Here is a 16,216-nt window from a genome sequence, read left to right as displayed (position 1 = left end):
AACATATAAATGGCAAAAATTTATGAGGACAACAGCTTTGCTATTGGAAACACTCCATTAGTAAAATTAAAATCAGTTACTAAAAACGCTAAAGCTACTGTATTAGCAAAAATTGAAGGTAGAAATCCTGCATATAGTGTTAAATGCAGGATTGGTGCAAACATGATATGGGATGCGGAGAAAAGCGGAAAACTTACAAAAGACAAAACTATCGTTGAACCTACCTCTGGAAATACTGGAATTGCCTTAGCTTTTACAGCTTCAGCAAGAGGTTACAAACTAGTCCTTACAATGCCAGAATCTATGTCTATTGAGAGGAGAAGGGTGATGGCAGTATTGGGCGCCGAAATTGTTTTAACAGAGGCTTCTAAAGGTATGCCAGGAGCAATTGCCAAAGCTAAAGAGATCGCAGAAAGTAATCCCTCTAAATATTTCATGCCAGGTCAATTTGATAATCCAGCAAACCCAGAAATTCATTTCAAAACAACTGGGCCTGAAATTTGGGATGATTGCGATGGTGAGATTGATGTTTTTGTTGCAGGGGTTGGAACAGGTGGAACAATTACAGGAGTTTCAAGATACATCAAACAAGAGAAGGGCAAGAATATTGTTTCTGTAGCAGTAGAACCATCACATAGCCCTGTTATTACACAGACAATGAATGGCGAAGAAGTTAAATCTGGACCACACAAAATACAAGGAATAGGCGCAGGATTTATTCCTAAAAACCTTGATTTATCAATTGTTGATAAAGTTGAGCAGGTTACTAATGATGAATCAATCGAGATGGCTCTTAGATTGGCAAAAGAAGAGGGGCTTCTCGTGGGAATATCTTGTGGAGCTGCTGCTGCTGCTGCTGTTAGATTAGCTGAGCAAGATGAATATGCAGGAAAAACTATAGTGGTTGTTTTACCAGATTTAGCTGAGAGGTATTTATCATCAATTATGTTTACCGAAGTTCCAAATGGAATAATTGAGGAGCCAGTTAAAGCTTAAATTTATTTTTTCACCAGAAATGAATCTGGTGAAATATACATAGCATCGCCATAAGAGAAGAATCTAAATTTTTCTCTTATGGCTTTTTTATAAAGATTTAGTAATCTTTCTCTACCAATCATTGCGCTTACTAGTAGTAATAATGAACTCTTTGGAAGATGAAAATTAGTTAATAATCCATCAACTACTTTGAATTTATAACCTGGCTTAATTACTAAATCAACATACTTATCTATAGGAATTAAGTCTCCCATTTCATACGAATAGCAACTTTCAAGAGCTCTTACACTTGTAGTTCCAATAGCTATTACTCTTCTGTCCGTTTTTTTTACTCTTTTTATTTCTTCTACGACTTCACTACTAACCCTGACCCACTCTTTATGAAGTTTTAAATTAGATAAATCTTCTTGATCAATTGGCTTAAATGTTCCATAACCTACATGCAAAGTAATTGGCATAACTAATATGCCTTTTTTTTTTAAATTTGAAATAAGACTTTTACTTAAATGTAATCCTGCTGTTGGAGCAGCAACTGCTCCAGGATTACTTGCATACTCAGTTTGATAACTATTTTCATGAAAAGATTCTTCTTCGGCGCTTTTTATATATGGAGGGAGGGGAGTTTCTCCATATATATCAAGGAGATTATTCATTGAAATTAGATCATTTATATTTTCTGGAAACTTGATAAATCTTCCTCCAGTTTCTTTATCAGTCCCAGAAATATGCAATTTTATATCTTTTGCCAAGGATGATTTTAAATTTAATTGACTGTTTATTTTTAACTTTTTAGCAGGCCTTGCTAAACATAGCCAAGTAGATTGATCTGCTTTCTCCAAAACTAATAATTCGACTAATTTCCCATTTTCTAATTCAACCTTTAACCTTGCTTTCATCACCTTCGTATCATTTACAACGACCAAATCACCCTTTCTAAGTTCGTCCAAGAGATTCTTTGTATATTTATTTGTTGTAAAGTCTTCTTCTAATGAACTATCTCTAACTATCATTAATCTAGATTCGTGCCTTACTTTAGAAGGTTTATTAGCAATTAATGTTTCATCAAGAATATAATCATAAGCTTCTAGCTTATGATCTATTTCTTCATTATGAATTTCAAAATTCAATTATATTTAGGCTACAAGTGTTTCTGGCTCGTTTTCAATGAGAGAAGACAAGTCTTTTAAGAATGATGCACCATCAGCACCATAAATTACTCTATGATCAGCGGTTAAGTTTACTTGCATTATTTTTTTAACAGATATTGAGCCATCATTATTAGCAACAACTGTTGGCTTCGATGATGCTATGGCTAAAATCGCACCTGTACCTGGTGGAAGTATTGCATCAAACCTGTCAACACCAAACATTCCTAAATTTGACAAAGTAAATGTTCCTGTTGAGTATTCATCTGGTTCTAATTGTTTTGCTCTAGATCTTTTCACAAGATCTTTCCACTCTCTAGATAATTCAAATAAATCAGTGTTACAAGGTTCTTTTAATACTGGAGTTATCAACCCTCCATCTTCCATAGCAACAGCCACAGCAATATTTATATTTTCTGGATAAGAAATTCCGTTTTCTGAAAAGCTTGAATTAACTTGGGGATGTTTTTTAAGTGTCTTTGCAACTGCCTTGACTAACAACGCAGTCATAGTAACTCCATTTTGCTTTACTTTCTTGTAAAAATTATCCAATTTATCAGTATTAATTGAATACCCAACTCTAAAACATGGAACATTTAAACTTGATTCCATATTCTTATTTACAGCTTTTTGAAGAGTATTAAATTGTACAGTTTCCCCGGGGTTTCCAAAACTATTCCCTAATGTCTCTGACTTGCTTTCGGCTTGAACATGAGGACTAGAAATACTGGCGGGAGAACTTCCCTCTCCTATCCATGGAATAGACACAGGTTGGCCATTTGCCTTCAATACATCATCAGCCTGAATCCTTCCATGAGGTCCTGATCCATGCACTTTTGCTAATTCGACTCCCATTGTAGAAGCAAGTTTTTTTGCCCTTGGAGATGCTATTACTCTTGAAGAATTATTACTAGTAGAGGCGTTAAATTGAATCTCATTAGAGGTAATTAGCACTTTTTCCCTTTTAATCTCGACTTCCTGCTCATTATTTTGAGGCACCTCTTTTTGCTTTTCTTCTTTTATTTCAGGTTTATTATTTGGTAATTCGAGTTGACCATCACTTGATACTTCAGTCTGTTTACCTTTATTTTGTTCTTGTATAGAAGCTATCTCATCCTGATTCTCTACAATAAGTCCAATGGTTTCACCAACTGGAGCAGTACTACCAGCTGGCATTAGTACTGCAGCAAGATATCCATCTTGAAAAGATTCAACATCCATATCAGCTTTATCTGATTCAACAACTAAAACAGATTCTCCTCTTTCAACTTTATCTCCAGGATTCTTTAACCATTCAACAATTTTGCCTTCAGTCATAGTAGAACTAAGAGCTGGCATAAATATTTCGTGAGACATACAAGATCAGTTATAGTAAGGGATCTGGTGGTGGTGTCTACAAAAGTGTCTACACTTTTCTACGTCAGACTCACTAAATCCGTGTTATTCATATTATACAAAAACAGGTTCTATAGGGAACCATAGAAGATTAAGAAAGTAATAAAAAGGATATCGAGTTACAGGTGGATTAGAGATCATTTGCACAAAAAAAGACCCCTATTTCTAGAGGTCTTTTTCTGGTTTTACCGAATCAAGTGTTTCCTTGTTTCCACTGTTTCAGTAAAAACTCTCCTACACACAACAATAAACTATTACATATATTTCTTTTTCGTGGAAGGGGGTGAGTAATATTACTTAATTGTCACATATGACAGTTATACCTCTTCAGACTTAATTGCATTAAAAAAACACCCAATTCTTAAGAATCGGAGTGTTTAGTGATCAGAAATTTGTATATGAGGAGTTTCTGATGTTATTAATCGAATGGAAAAGATTTCAATTCAATGTAGTGTTTACACACTATTTCTTTTCCCAGAATAAATAAAGGTTTGAAAATTGATTTTTAGTATCCACAATTGCGGTACATGTTGAGATTAATTTCCACCCTCCAGAATTCCTATTATTGATTATTGCTGCAATTTCACTTTCTTGTCTTTGAGTATTCGCATTACCTACTGCATAATAGATATCAAGATCATTTTCTGCTCGTGCCATGTTGAAATGTACTGCTTTATTTTAATTTAATATTACTAAATCTTTCATCGATACTTGAATGGATTAGATAGGGTGAATGCAAATAAGTTTTATATGGTTTTACCTTCAGCTCAAATTGCGATTGGATTATTGCTAATAAGCATTGGAATAGTGGTTACTTTTGATATCAAAGTTGATTTATTTAAAGGTAAAGAGTAAAGGACAAAATTTTAATTTCTGGCAAAATGATTAAAACAAATCTCAAATTTTGATGTGACCTAGTGATAATCCAATGAGCAGAATTTCCATAAAAACAAAACTATCCATTTATTATCAAATATAAGTGTGAATCAATGAGAAGAAAAATTATCCTTGATATTTAATGTTGCGACTTCTTCCACTACCGATTTTTATAGGCATTTATCTATTCTCTTACTGGAGATGTAAAAAAAATATTGCTGCTAGTGATAAGCAACTAAAACCATGCATTGATTGGGCATATTTAAAAAATTTACCTCTCCCACCAAAACCTTCATTTGTCGAGTTTTATATTGTTTATGTTTCTTCTTTTTTTAAATTCCCCTTTGGAATAATTATTCAACAACTACCTTTCTCAAAGAAAGTAAGATTCTACGAAAGAGAAATGAAACTAATATTTGATAAATGGAATTTAGAAAAAATTAAAATTCAATAACCTTATAGGCGATTCTGAAAGAGTAAAAGCGATCGAAAATTTAGTGAAGGCATGACAAAATTTGCCCCAAAGAAACTATGATTTACATTCAAAAAGGAATTTAAACTTTTAAATTTATTCGTTGTTATTAATCGATTGAATTATCCCATCTTTAACTGTTATTGAAACTTGCATCTTCTTAATAAGATTATCTCCAACCGAAACATCACAAAAGCTATCAACCTGACCTTGATCAACAATTTCATCCATTTTTAAATCACGAACTTGGCTTTGTTGTTGCAATAGATTTCTTTTTTGCTCTTCAAGTTCGTTTCTTTTCGCACCAACTTGTTGCTGAACTTGGCCAACTTGCTCTTGAACTCTTGGATCTAATGGATTTACTGACTGGGATCTTATATTACTAACTATTTGTTGACCTTCTTGTTCAAGTTGTGATAATTGTTGGTCAACTGCAGAAATCGCATTACTTAATTCCTTCTCAGCATCTTCTTTCCAAGTAGGGGTAACAATAGCTTTTATTGCTATTGAACGTTTGATGGATATAGAGTTTTTAGTTTCCATAAAAAATTAATTTACCCTTTCAATATAGAGATATCAAAGAGGATTTTCTTTTTTAATTTATTTTTTATACATTTCTTCTATATGTGTTGAATATAAATCAACTATTTCTCTTCTTTTCTGCTTAAGAGTTTGAGTCAATAAACCATTTTCTAAAGTAAAAGCATCAACAAAATAGCATTCTAATATCTGTTCCTCAAATCTTGCTCCTAATCTATTTTTTAGCAAATTATTTATCTGCGACTTAAAAAACAAACCAATTTTTTTATTCGAATTTAATTTGGAAATATCATTTTCAAAGAATTTATTTTCTACTAATTCTATGTTTGGAGCGACAAGTGCTGTTAAACATTTTTTATCTTGACCTACTAATTGAACTTGATTAATAAATTCAGAACTAAGAATCTCAGTTTCAAGGGGATTTGGCTCTATATTTTCTCCACTAGAAAGAACTATCGTATCCTTCGCTCGCCCTGTTATAACCAAAGATCCATTTGGAATAAGAAAACCTAAATCTCCAGTATCAAACCAACCATCTTTTGATAAAACATCTTTAGTAGCTGAAATATTATTCAAATAACCTTTCATTACTTGAGGTCCTTTAACAAGAATCTTGCCTATCTCTTTAAATTTCAAAATCTTATCTTTTTCTTCATTCATTATTTTAATTTCAGTAAATGCCAATGGTTGTCCAGAAGATCCCCTAACATTAAGTTCTCTTCTTCTACAAGTGAGTACTGGACTGGTTTCTGTTAATCCATAACCGACTAGAACATCTATACCTAAAGATTCAAAAAACAAATCTACGTGCTCAGGTAAAGCACCCCCACCATTGATTGGAAATTTTAGTTTTTCTCCACATAATTGTTTCAAAATACTTGGCCATAAAAAAGTAGAAGATATCTTATGTATAAAAAATCTTCCTATTACAGATATTGTCAAAGATATTTTTGCTAAGGAACTTACTTGATTAATTTCTAAATTTCTGATCTTTCTTAAATTTCTTTTAAAAATAGAACTATTCTTTATCAAGATCTTTATAATTTTCTGTTTTTTAGGAGGCATTTTTTTTAAAGCCAAGAAAAAGCCATCGTGAATGGCCTCCCATAGCCTAGGGACAGTAGCCATAACAACTGGCTTAACTTGTTTAATATCATCTTTCAGGAATTTTGGATTTGTATAAAATTGAGTACACCCGCATGAAAAAAAGAAATATTCTGCACTTCTTTCATACGAATGCCAGATAGGTAATACACTCAAGACAGAAGTTCCCGGTTCTGGATCGGCGATATTGGCCAGATTAATGATTTGATGTAAAAAGTTTGCATGTGTTAAGGGAACACCTTTTGGTTTACCTGTTGTCCCTGATGTATAGAGAATGCTGGCAATATCGTTAATCTGATGATTATATTTTTCGAAACTATTATTTTTTAAAAGATTTTCCTCTCCAGCTTTTATAAATTCAGGCCAATTTATTAGATCTTCAAATTGTTCATCTTCCAGATTAATTATAAATTTGAATCTTTTTTTTAATTCATTTTTTTTATTTAATTTTAACCAGACTTCTTTAGATTGAACAATTAGACCAACAGAATTAGAATGCTCAATTATGTACTCTAATTCTACTGAAGGTGAATTAATACCTCTTACAGCATTAATAGCTCCTAATCGCATCAACCCTTGGTCAGCTATTAACCATCTTGGTGAGTTTTCAGATATTAAGGTGACAACATCACCTTTAACTAATCCATAATTTTTAAAAGAATTAGAGACTTTAGTGATTAAATCAGCTAACTCAGAATAGGAAATTTTTTCTTTATTTTTTCCTCTCAAATCATTAATAGCTATTGTATTCCCACATCTTAATTTTAAGTATTCCCATATTTGATCAACATGATCAAGATTATTTATATCTTTCCTTGTACTTGTAAATTTTTCATTTTTTGAAAGAGATTTTGCTGCAGGCCAATATGCTAATTCTTTCATATTTATGAAATTTCCAAATCTTTTAAGTTTCTATTCTGATACAAAATTAAAATTAAACTCTTCATGAATGATTTTTTTAACAATTTTCTTAACTTCTTTTATATCTACATTTTTATTGTAATCAGACATATTTACCATTTGGCAGCCCTTAATACCGCAAGGAACAATCTTATTAAAATTTTCTAATTTGCAGTTAACGTTTATTGAGAAGCCATGAATTGTTACCCACCGTTTGCATCCAATACCGATTGAAGCAATTTTCCTTTCTCCTATCCACACACCTGTAAATCCATCTTTAGTAGAGCAATTAATATTAAAACTCCTTAGAGTTTTAATAATTATTTTTTCAATTTTTCTTAAATACCAATTTAAATCTTTATTTAAATTACTCAAATCTAAAACTAAATAAGTGACTAACTGTCCTGGCATATGGCATGTAACCTCACCACCTCTATCAATTTTAAATACATCTTGTTCATCTGCTGAGAAAAGCAAGTTATCCATATTCGAACCTCTTCCGACTGTATAGCAAAGTTGATGCTCGCCTAACCAAATAAAATTCATATTTGATTTACCTGAAATTAATGAGTCTTGATATTCTTTTTGTAATTTATATACGTCATAAAAAAATGAAATTTTATCAGGTTGTTTAATTATTGATGTTCTATTAATCATAGTTATGTAGATTTAGGAAATATGAAAATATTTTTAGATTTATTATGAAAATTTTAATCCATGGAAAGAATCTCGAACTTACAGGACCTTTAAAAGAATATACTGAGGCAAAAATAGAAAAAGCAACGCATCACTATAAGGATATCGTTAAAGAAGCAGATATACACCTTTCAATCGAAAAGAATCCAAGAGTTTCATTCCAAACAGCTGAAGTTACAATTTTTGCTAATGGAACTATTATCAGAGCTGAAGAAAAAACAGAGAATCTATATTCAAGTATTGATTTGGTTTCAAATAAACTTTGTAGAAAACTACGGAAATATAAAGAGAGGCATAATAAAAAATTACATAATAATCTTGTAAAGAATAAAAATTCTTATTCCAATGCAATTGAAGAATCAGATTCTATAGATAAAGATATATTCAACGAGGAAAGAGAGGTGAGATTACCTGAACCATCTATTAAAAAAAAATATTTTGAAATGATTCCTATCTCTTTGGAAGAGGCTAGAAAACAATTAGATTTTATTGATCATGATTTTTATTTATTTAGAAATAAATTAAATAATGAACTACAAGTTATTTATAAAAGGAATCATGGTGGTTATGGATTAATCCAGTCTAAATAATACTAAAAATGTTTAATATCGATTATGAATTAAATGAAAAGATACATGCAATAATAATTAATCCGTATTTATCTTTGGAAGAATTAAATGCCAACTGCGATTTAATTCAAAAATATAATATTAGAAATGTTTCTACATCTCTTAACTTTTTAAGTCCTATAAAAGATGCATTAAACAATCATAAAGTAAATATAAATACTCTAATTTCTTATCCATTAGCTGATTTACCACTTGATTTTATTGATGAATTTGTTTGCTATGCAAAAGATAATGGTGCAAGCGGAATAGAATACATCCCTAATTTTCTAAAACTATCTAAAAATGATTTAAATAGTTTTGCTAGTGAAATTGAGAGTATTAATGCTTCAGAATTACCAGTCACTATAATCATAAACAAAACAAAATTAGATAAAGAACTTTTTGAAAAAGCCATAGAAATTTCTCTTGAATTAGGAATAACAAATTTTCAATTTGGAGATGGTTTTGGAGCTGCTATTTCTAAAGTTGATATAGTTGAAATATTAAAATTTATTGGCAACCAGAATTCTATAAAAGTGGTAGGAAGCATAAAAACACTAACCCAAGTTGTTGATTTATTTGATTCAGGTATAGATTGTATTGGAACATCAAATTTTAATGAGATTTTTAAAGAAATTAGACTTATTTAAATGTCAGGCGAAAGTAGAATAAAAGGTCTCTGTATTAAAGCTAGTCCGCTAGGTGAGAGTGGAAGATTAATTACTGTTTTAACAGATGAACAAGGTATTATTAGGCTTGCAGCTCCAGGTGCCAGGCGTCCAAAAAGTAGTCTTGCTGCAGCTACTCCGTTAACATATTTAAGTTTTCAGATCTTTGGAAAAAGAAGTCTCAAGTCTGTTCGTCAGATTAAAATTCTCAAAAGCTACAACGGGTTGGGGAAAAATATTGAATGTCTTGCTGCAGCTCAAGCAATAACTGAATTAACCTTTTTATTAGTTGGAAACAACGACAAGCAAAAAGATTACTTATCTAGCGTACTTATTCATTTAGATCGAATTTATGAATATAACCTTGAAAGTGAAGAGGACTTCAAAATGCTTTCAATGAGTATTCAATCTTTAATTCATTTATTAGCAATTGGAGGGATAAATATTCCCGTAAATTTTTGCTGTAAAACGGGCGAGGCTATCATCCCCCCCTTAGGTAACTGGGATTGGCAATGTTCCTATTTACCAAATGAGGGATTTTCTACAGTAGAAGATGAACGTAGTATTTTAAAAGTTAATGCTTCTGAAATTGCTCTTTTACAAAGACTTCTTTTTGCAGAATTACCCATCAAATCAAATGGAGAATTATTAGGACCTAAAAAAGTTTGGCTTAAGATATTATCAATTGTTGAAAATTGGATCTCTGCCCAATTAGAAAAAGAATTATCTTCACTAAAAATGTTAAGAGAATTTTATAGATAATTAAGGGTTAAATTGTTATTAAATTAAAAGATCTCGATGATTGTAACTTTGACTGTTAACTTTATAAATAGTTGATTAATTTGATGTGGTTCATGTTGCCTGGTTAGGTAAAAAATCTCCCTTTTGTGGAAATGTAAGTTATGGAAATTTAACTACTGAACAATTAAAAGTGAGAGGCCATAAAGTAAGTTTTATACATTTTGATAAACCCTCTAATACAAACGAATCTAAACCCTTATTTTTAGCCAACGATCCTGAGGTCAGTCTTCCTTACTTAATTAAATCACAAGTTTATACGATCCCTTCTCCAAGAGCAGAAAAAGAACTAAGACATTCATTAGAGAGATTAAAGCCAGATATAGTTCATGCAAGTCTAACTTTATCTCCTCTCGACTTTAGATTGCCTGAACTTTGCAAACAAATAAACCTCCCACTTGTAGGGACATTTCATCCCGCATTTGATAAAAATAATAGGAACTTAACTGCAAGTACTCAACAACTAACTTATCAACTTTATGCGCCCTCTCTTGCTAAATTTCATAAAATAATTGTTTTTTCAGAACCTCAAAAAACACTTTTAGAAAACCTAGGCGTTAGTAAAGAAAAGCAAATAATTATTCCAAATGGAGTTGATGAAAGTATTTGGCAACCTGTTAAAGTAAAAAGTAAAAAATATAATTTAGTTAAAAGTAAACTAGGGGAAGGAAGAATATTTATATATATGGGAAGGATTGCTAACGAAAAAAATATTGAGGCTCTTTTAAAATCCTGGCGTCAAACAAAAACTAATAATTGCAAACTAGTAATTGTTGGAGACGGACCAATGAAGCCTACACTGGAAAATAGTTTTTCTAACCTAGGAAAAGATAAATTAATTTGGTGGGGATCAGAAACTGATTTAGAAACCAGAGTAGCAATTATGCAAATCGCAGAGGTGTTTTTTTTACCAAGTTTAATAGAGGGACTATCTTTATCACTTTTAGAGGCAATGTCCACTGGTACGGCATGTGTTGCAACTGATGCTGGAGCTGATGGTGAAGTTTTAGATAATGGAGCAGGCATTGTGATCTCTACTGAAAATGTTGTCACTCAATTAAAAACTATAATTCCAATTTTGGTAGATCATCCTTCATTCACAAAGGCTCTGGGGGAAAAAGGACGTGAAAGAGTAATTGAAAGATATACAATTAAAAAAAATATTGAAGCCCTGGAAAAACTTTACTTAAATACTATAAAAATATCTAACCCTTAACGAAATTCTTTACTACGATTACTGGCCGAAACTACTGCTTCTATAAGAGCAGACCTTAAACTCCTATTTTCTAAAACCCTTAGTGCTGATATGGTGGTGCCCCCAGGAGAAGTTACCATATTCTTAAGCTCAGCAGTTGTTAAATTAGTTTCTTTTATTAAACTAACAGTGCCTAAAATCATCTCTACAACAAGTTCTTCAGAAAGTCTTTTTTGCAATCCGCCGCTTAAACCTCCGTCACTTAAAGCTTCAATAATCAGGGCAACTATAGCTGGCCCGGAAGAAGTTAATGATAAAAAAATATCGAGTAAATCTTCAGGAAATTCATAAATTTTACTAGAATTTTCAAATAATCTTTTTATGAATTGCTTCTGAGCTTCCTTTATTTCATCTCCCCATGAAATTCCAGTTAAACCTTTACCAATTGTTATTGGAATATTAGTCACTACCCTAACACATTTATGATTTGGAAATTTTTTTATAAGTTTTTCTAAAGATACACCAGCTAAAATAGAAACCAATAAATAATTTTTATTTTTTTCTAATTCAATTATATTTTTAAGTTGCTGAGGCTTTACAGAGAGAAATTTAACTTCGCAATCCCATATAATTTCCGAACCTTTGGAGTTTGCCTGAAAAATATTAATATCATATTTATAGTTTTTTCTAATATTTTCTAAACTTTTTTTTGTATTTACTAAACAATAAACATCCTTTGGTTTTAGTAATTTTTTATCAAATAGCGGAGTTATAATAGCTTTTGCAATATTTCCAAACCCAATTACTGCAATTTTACTTGTCACAGATTAGTTAATTGTAAGCCGATAGTTTAGATTCTCCCCAAGCTGGCTCTGGAGTTGTGTTAGTTTCAAATTTATATTGAGATGTTTTTTTGCTTGAAACATTAGAGGGAGAAGCCTCCTCTGGGAAAGAACTAGTTACATTTACACAACTAGGAGCAAAAAGAAAAATGCTTTCACCGACTCTTTCTTGATGACCATCTATTGCATATGTACCTCCTGCAACAAAATCAACAGCTCTTTGTGCTTGATCAGGATCCATCATAGTCAAATTTAAAATTACAGTCTTTCTTTCTCTTAATGCCTGTATTGCTTGAGGCATTTCATCAAAACTTCTAGGCTCCATCAAGTTTACCTCTGAAGATGAATTAGCAATACCTGGCATTCCTACCACATTTGATGTCCTATTATTGTTCATAAATTCAAATGGATTTGAATTTGAAAGTGCATTCGATTTTTTATAATTTTGTTTTAAATCATCATTACCATTAAATTCATCCTCTGATGCATAATCCAACTCATCAAAATCATCATCCAGAAAATCATCCCCTGCAACAACTGCCTTTAATCGAGAAATAAGTGACACTTTTAAATCCTCTTGAAATTGATAACTAAGGCCAAAAAACCTTTAGTAAGGTATCCATCTTTTATGAATGAATAAACTACCTATACTTAAATAACGTTACTTATAGTTTACTGCAAGTTTAAAAACAAGATTTTTATAAAATATAATTAATTGCTGACTAATATGTTCTGTTACCAAAAATTGTTGATCCTAACCTTAGCCAAGTAGATCCTGCTTTAACCGCTTCCTCCCAGTCTCCAGACATTCCCATTGAACAATCCTGAAGTTTGAGGGAATCTGCTAGGTACCTGCATTTTTTAAATAGTTTAATATTTTCTATTGAACTCAAACCCTTTGGGTTGATAGTCATTAGGCCTTTAATTTTGATACTTTTAAATTCCTTAATCTGATCCCATTTTTCTAGCAATACTTTAGGATTAAATCCTCCTTTATTTGGATCATCACTTAATTTAACTTGCAACATTACTATTGGATTTCTCTTCTCTTCAAATGAAACATTGGAAATCTTTAACAATTTTTCATATGAGTCTACAGAATGAATATATTCAAAATTTTGGACTATTTTTCTTATTTTATTAGTCTGCACTCTTCCGATGAAATGCCATTTTATATTTTTTAAATCATCTAATAAGATTTTCTTCTCAATAGCTTCTTGAAATCTACTTTCCCCAAAATCATTTTGTCCTAAATTATTTATAATTTTGATTTCTTTACTACTAAACCCTTTACTCACAGCCAGTAAATTTACATTAAGAGGTAATTGTTTTTTAATTTGCAAGTAATTTGAAATTTCCAAATTTTATAAAAAAGTTTGTCTAAATAAATTATCCCATTTTGAGAAATCTTCTGATCCTTGTCTTCTTGCTCTTTGCAAGTTTAATTCAGACTGATTTCGAGCATCTAAATAGGGTATAACTTCAAAAAAGACTTCTCGTTGTTTAACTTCTACTAAAAAAAACATTTTTTGTGCATACAAAGTCGCATAAATATCTTTTCCCTCAATCCCTAGAGAGACTTGATATAACATTCCAAATGTTGGGTGATTTAAATAACGCTCTGAACTCAAACTAAAAAATTATTTATTTACAATGCACCATACTGTTTTCTAAGAAAAATTGCTATGCATATAAAACAAATCGATAATGAATTAAAAATAAAAGTTAGGGAATTTTTTTTATCAAAAGCTTTATATCTATAAGTTTTTATAGTTATTTTTTTTTTAGAAAGTAACGAATCTGCCCCTTGATCAATTCTTAAGAATATATTTAAAAAAAGTCTTTCAATTATTGTTAATAAAACATTAATAGATTTCTTAAAACCCAAACTTCTAAGATTTATTGATCTAACTGATACTGATTTAATTATGTTTTGTAATTCTTCTTGAACTAAAGGAATAAAACGCAATGCTAAAAGTAATTGGAAAAGCCATTTATCAATAGGCAACCCAACTTTTCTAAAAGGAATCATAAACCAACTTAAGGCCCAGACTATATCCTCCTGTAATGTTGTTAACAGCATCAAATTCACACTATGAATAACAGTAAATATTAATGTTGAAGTTTTTATTCCTAACTCGAAAGCTTTCCAAGATAAGTTATAAGACCCAAGAGTTATAAATCCTATTTTCTTAGATGGAATTTCTAAAATATTCCAAGTTTTCTGACTTTCTAAAATCAAGTTCAATTCATTCGGATCTCTTAAAGAGCTATCAAGAGATTGAATATCAGAAAATGCTATTGTTGATATTAATCCAATTATCATTGATAATCCTAAAAGGAAGAGAAGTGATCGCCACCAAACTCTAAAGGGTAACAAACTGATAAAAGTAATAAATAGCAAACAAATAACTAAACTTAGTCTCCACAATGGGCCTGCCCAGATTGGAGTAATTAGAAAAATAAATACTGCAATTATCTTTAATCTACTGTCGACAATTCTTAACCAACTTCTATTACCATCAACATATTGTCCAATAGGAAATTTAGTGAGAATATTCATTAATCTTTTTGAATAATATTAATATTCTTTTTTGATGTCTCTTTTTCTAGGTCTCTTTGCTGTTTTCCTCTCCAAAGTAAAATTATTGGAGACCCTTCAAACCCAAGATTTAATCTTATTTGTTTTTCAATATATCTTCTATATGTAATTCCAAATAATTTAGGGTCATTTACAAAAAGAGTAAAAGTTGGAGGCTGGTTTTTTACTTGAGTCCCATAGTAAAGTCTTCCTTGTTTTCCGCTTCTCTTTGTTGGTGGACTTTTCCATCCAAGAGCCTCCTTAAGAACTTCATTAACGACTGAAGTTGTAACTCTCCTTCTATGTTGCGTTACAGCACTAAGAGCATGCTCAAAAATATTTTGAACTCTTTGACCAGTCAAAGCTGAAATGAAAATCATTTTTGACCAATGCAAAAAATATAATTTTGATCTAAGTTCTTTTTCAACTTGATAGATTGTGGAATTATTCTTCTCTACAAGATCCCATTTATTCACTACAATTACACATGCTCTACCTTGTTCTTCTATTCGCCCTGCCAATTTCTGATCTTGATCAGTCACTCCATCTATAGCATCTATAACTAGGACACAAACATCACTTCTATCAATAGATTTAAAAGCTCTATTAATTCCGAAAAATTCAGTTCCATATTTTACATTTTTTTTTCTTCTTATTCCTGCTGTATCCACTATTTTCCATAGATGGGAATCTTTCTTAATAAGAGTATCTATTGAATCAGTTGTAGTCCCACTTATATCACTAACTATTGCTCTTTTTTCTCCGCAAATAGCATTTAACAAACTCGATTTACCAACATTTGGTCTCCCAATAATTGACATCATTATTTTATCCTCTTTATCTTCAACATTTAAATCTTTAGGGAATCCATCAATAACAAGGTCTAATAGATCCCCCGTTCCAGAGCCATGAATAGCAGAGACAGGATAAGGTTCACCTAAACCCAATTTCCAGAACTCAGAGGCCAAAGAAACTCCTAAGGATGTAGATTCACATTTATTTACTGCAACAATTGTCTTACAAGCTGAATTTCTCAGCCATTTTGCTATGGATAAGTCACCGTCAGTTACACCTTGATTTCCATCAACTACAAACAAAGCAAGAGAAGCCTCTTCTAATGCTAAAAATACTTGAGTGCGAATCTCGGGGAGGAATTCACTATCATCTTCAAAAACTAATCCTCCCGTATCAACAACTTGAAATTCCCTCCCAGCCCAAGAAGCATTTTGATAAGTTCTATCTCTAGTAACTCCTGGTTTATCGAATACAATTGCGTCATTACTTTGGCATAACCTATTAACCAAAGTAGACTTCCCAACATTAGGTCTTCCGATTATTGCTATTGATGGAAGAGTCAATTATTCCCCTAAAAAAATTAGATCTATTACAACTATAACCTC

18 protein-coding genes are annotated in these 16,216 nt (G+C 31.3%); 6 read left to right on the top strand and 12 right to left on the bottom strand.

Annotated elements, in window-relative coordinates:
- Positions 1-9 precede the first annotated feature (9 nt).
- Complete coding sequence (gene cysK / locus TX50_RS02190; protein ID WP_011132043.1) at positions 10-996, top strand: cysteine synthase A; 987 nt, start codon at positions 10-12, stop codon at positions 994-996.
- Between the two features lie 2 nt (positions 997-998).
- Here cysK and queA read toward each other — a convergent pair whose 3' ends face one another.
- The 3 genes from queA to TX50_RS02175 form a co-directional block, all read right to left on the bottom strand.
- Positions 999-2,123, bottom strand: coding sequence for a tRNA preQ1(34) S-adenosylmethionine ribosyltransferase-isomerase QueA (gene queA / locus TX50_RS02185; protein ID WP_011132042.1), 1,125 nt, complete (start codon positions 2,121-2,123; stop codon positions 999-1,001).
- A 6-nt stretch (positions 2,124-2,129) separates the two neighbouring features.
- Positions 2,130-3,497: a dihydrolipoamide acetyltransferase family protein gene (locus TX50_RS02180; protein ID WP_011132041.1), complete on the bottom strand. Its 1,368-nt coding sequence runs from the start codon at positions 3,495-3,497 to the stop codon at positions 2,130-2,132.
- 501 nt (positions 3,498-3,998) lie between these two features.
- Complete coding sequence (locus tag TX50_RS02175) at positions 3,999-4,193, bottom strand: hypothetical protein (RefSeq protein ID WP_036930912.1); 195 nt, start codon at positions 4,191-4,193, stop codon at positions 3,999-4,001.
- Between the two features lie 361 nt (positions 4,194-4,554).
- Between TX50_RS02175 and TX50_RS02170 the strand changes: the two genes are divergently transcribed.
- A complete protein-coding gene (locus tag TX50_RS02170; RefSeq protein WP_011132040.1) occupies positions 4,555-4,866 on the top strand; it encodes a hypothetical protein in 312 nt (103 codons plus the stop codon).
- A gap of 114 nt (positions 4,867-4,980) precedes the next feature.
- Here the strand turns inward: TX50_RS02170 and TX50_RS02165 are convergent, their stop codons facing one another.
- From TX50_RS02165 to lipB, 3 genes are read right to left on the bottom strand one after another with little or no spacing between them, the layout of a single operon-like run.
- Positions 4,981-5,427, bottom strand: a complete 447-nt coding sequence (locus TX50_RS02165) for a YlqD family protein (RefSeq protein WP_011132039.1) — start codon at positions 5,425-5,427, stop codon at positions 4,981-4,983.
- A 57-nt stretch (positions 5,428-5,484) separates the two neighbouring features.
- The gene (locus TX50_RS02160; RefSeq protein WP_011132038.1) at positions 5,485-7,410 is read right to left on the bottom strand and encodes an AMP-binding protein; all 1,926 of its coding nucleotides are present in this window, start codon (positions 7,408-7,410) and stop codon (positions 5,485-5,487) included.
- Positions 7,411-7,440: 30 nt separating this feature from the next.
- Positions 7,441-8,085 (bottom strand): lipoyl(octanoyl) transferase LipB, encoded by a 645-nt coding sequence (gene lipB, locus TX50_RS02155; RefSeq protein ID WP_011132037.1) that lies wholly within the window; start codon positions 8,083-8,085, stop codon positions 7,441-7,443.
- 44 nt (positions 8,086-8,129) lie between these two features.
- Here lipB and hpf point away from each other — a divergent pair, with 44 nt between their 5' ends.
- The 4 genes from hpf to TX50_RS02135 all read left to right on the top strand — a co-directional run bounded on the left by hpf (position 8,130) and on the right by TX50_RS02135 (position 11,414).
- Positions 8,130-8,714, top strand: a complete 585-nt coding sequence (gene hpf, locus TX50_RS02150) for a ribosome hibernation-promoting factor, HPF/YfiA family (protein ID WP_011132036.1) — start codon at positions 8,130-8,132, stop codon at positions 8,712-8,714.
- A gap of 8 nt (positions 8,715-8,722) precedes the next feature.
- Positions 8,723-9,382, top strand: a complete 660-nt coding sequence (locus TX50_RS02145) for a deoxyribose-phosphate aldolase (RefSeq protein ID WP_011132035.1) — start codon at positions 8,723-8,725, stop codon at positions 9,380-9,382.
- Positions 9,383-10,162: a DNA repair protein RecO gene (recO, locus tag TX50_RS02140; RefSeq protein ID WP_011132034.1), complete on the top strand. Its 780-nt coding sequence runs from the start codon at positions 9,383-9,385 to the stop codon at positions 10,160-10,162.
- Positions 10,163-10,247: 85 nt separating this feature from the next.
- On the top strand, positions 10,248-11,414 hold the full coding sequence (locus tag TX50_RS02135) for a glycosyltransferase family 4 protein (RefSeq protein WP_011132033.1): 1,167 nt from the start codon (positions 10,248-10,250) through the stop codon (positions 11,412-11,414).
- Here TX50_RS02135 and proC read toward each other — a convergent pair.
- The 6 genes from proC to der all read right to left on the bottom strand — a co-directional run bounded on the left by proC (position 11,411) and on the right by der (position 16,174).
- A complete protein-coding gene (gene proC, locus TX50_RS02130; protein WP_011132032.1) occupies positions 11,411-12,217 on the bottom strand; it encodes a pyrroline-5-carboxylate reductase in 807 nt (268 codons plus the stop codon). The two genes, TX50_RS02135 and proC, sit on opposite strands and share 4 nt — an antisense overlap.
- Positions 12,218-12,224: 7 nt before the next feature.
- On the bottom strand, positions 12,225-12,800 hold the full coding sequence (locus TX50_RS02125) for a cell division protein SepF (RefSeq protein WP_011132031.1): 576 nt from the start codon (positions 12,798-12,800) through the stop codon (positions 12,225-12,227).
- A 157-nt stretch (positions 12,801-12,957) separates the two neighbouring features.
- The gene (locus TX50_RS02120) at positions 12,958-13,596 is read right to left on the bottom strand and encodes a YggS family pyridoxal phosphate-dependent enzyme (RefSeq protein WP_011132030.1); all 639 of its coding nucleotides are present in this window, start codon (positions 13,594-13,596) and stop codon (positions 12,958-12,960) included.
- 3 nt (positions 13,597-13,599) lie between these two features.
- Positions 13,600-13,866 (bottom strand): PII-interacting protein PipX family protein, encoded by a 267-nt coding sequence (locus TX50_RS02115; protein ID WP_011132029.1) that lies wholly within the window; start codon positions 13,864-13,866, stop codon positions 13,600-13,602.
- Positions 13,867-13,883: 17 nt separating this feature from the next.
- Positions 13,884-14,798, bottom strand: coding sequence for an energy-coupling factor transporter transmembrane component T family protein (locus TX50_RS02110; RefSeq protein ID WP_011132028.1), 915 nt, complete (start codon positions 14,796-14,798; stop codon positions 13,884-13,886).
- Positions 14,798-16,174 (bottom strand): ribosome biogenesis GTPase Der, encoded by a 1,377-nt coding sequence (der, locus tag TX50_RS02105; RefSeq protein ID WP_011132027.1) that lies wholly within the window; start codon positions 16,172-16,174, stop codon positions 14,798-14,800. Before der ends, TX50_RS02110 begins: the two co-directional genes overlap by 1 nt.
- Between the last annotated feature and the right edge of the window lie 42 nt (positions 16,175-16,216).

Origin of the sequence: Prochlorococcus marinus subsp. pastoris str. CCMP1986 (assembly GCF_000011465.1) — a bacterium.
GTDB classification, from domain to species: domain Bacteria; phylum Cyanobacteriota; class Cyanobacteriia; order PCC-6307; family Cyanobiaceae; genus Prochlorococcus_A; species Prochlorococcus_A pastoris.
Note: the sequence above shows the minus strand (reverse complement) of the source record. Positions and strands in the feature narration are given on the sequence as shown.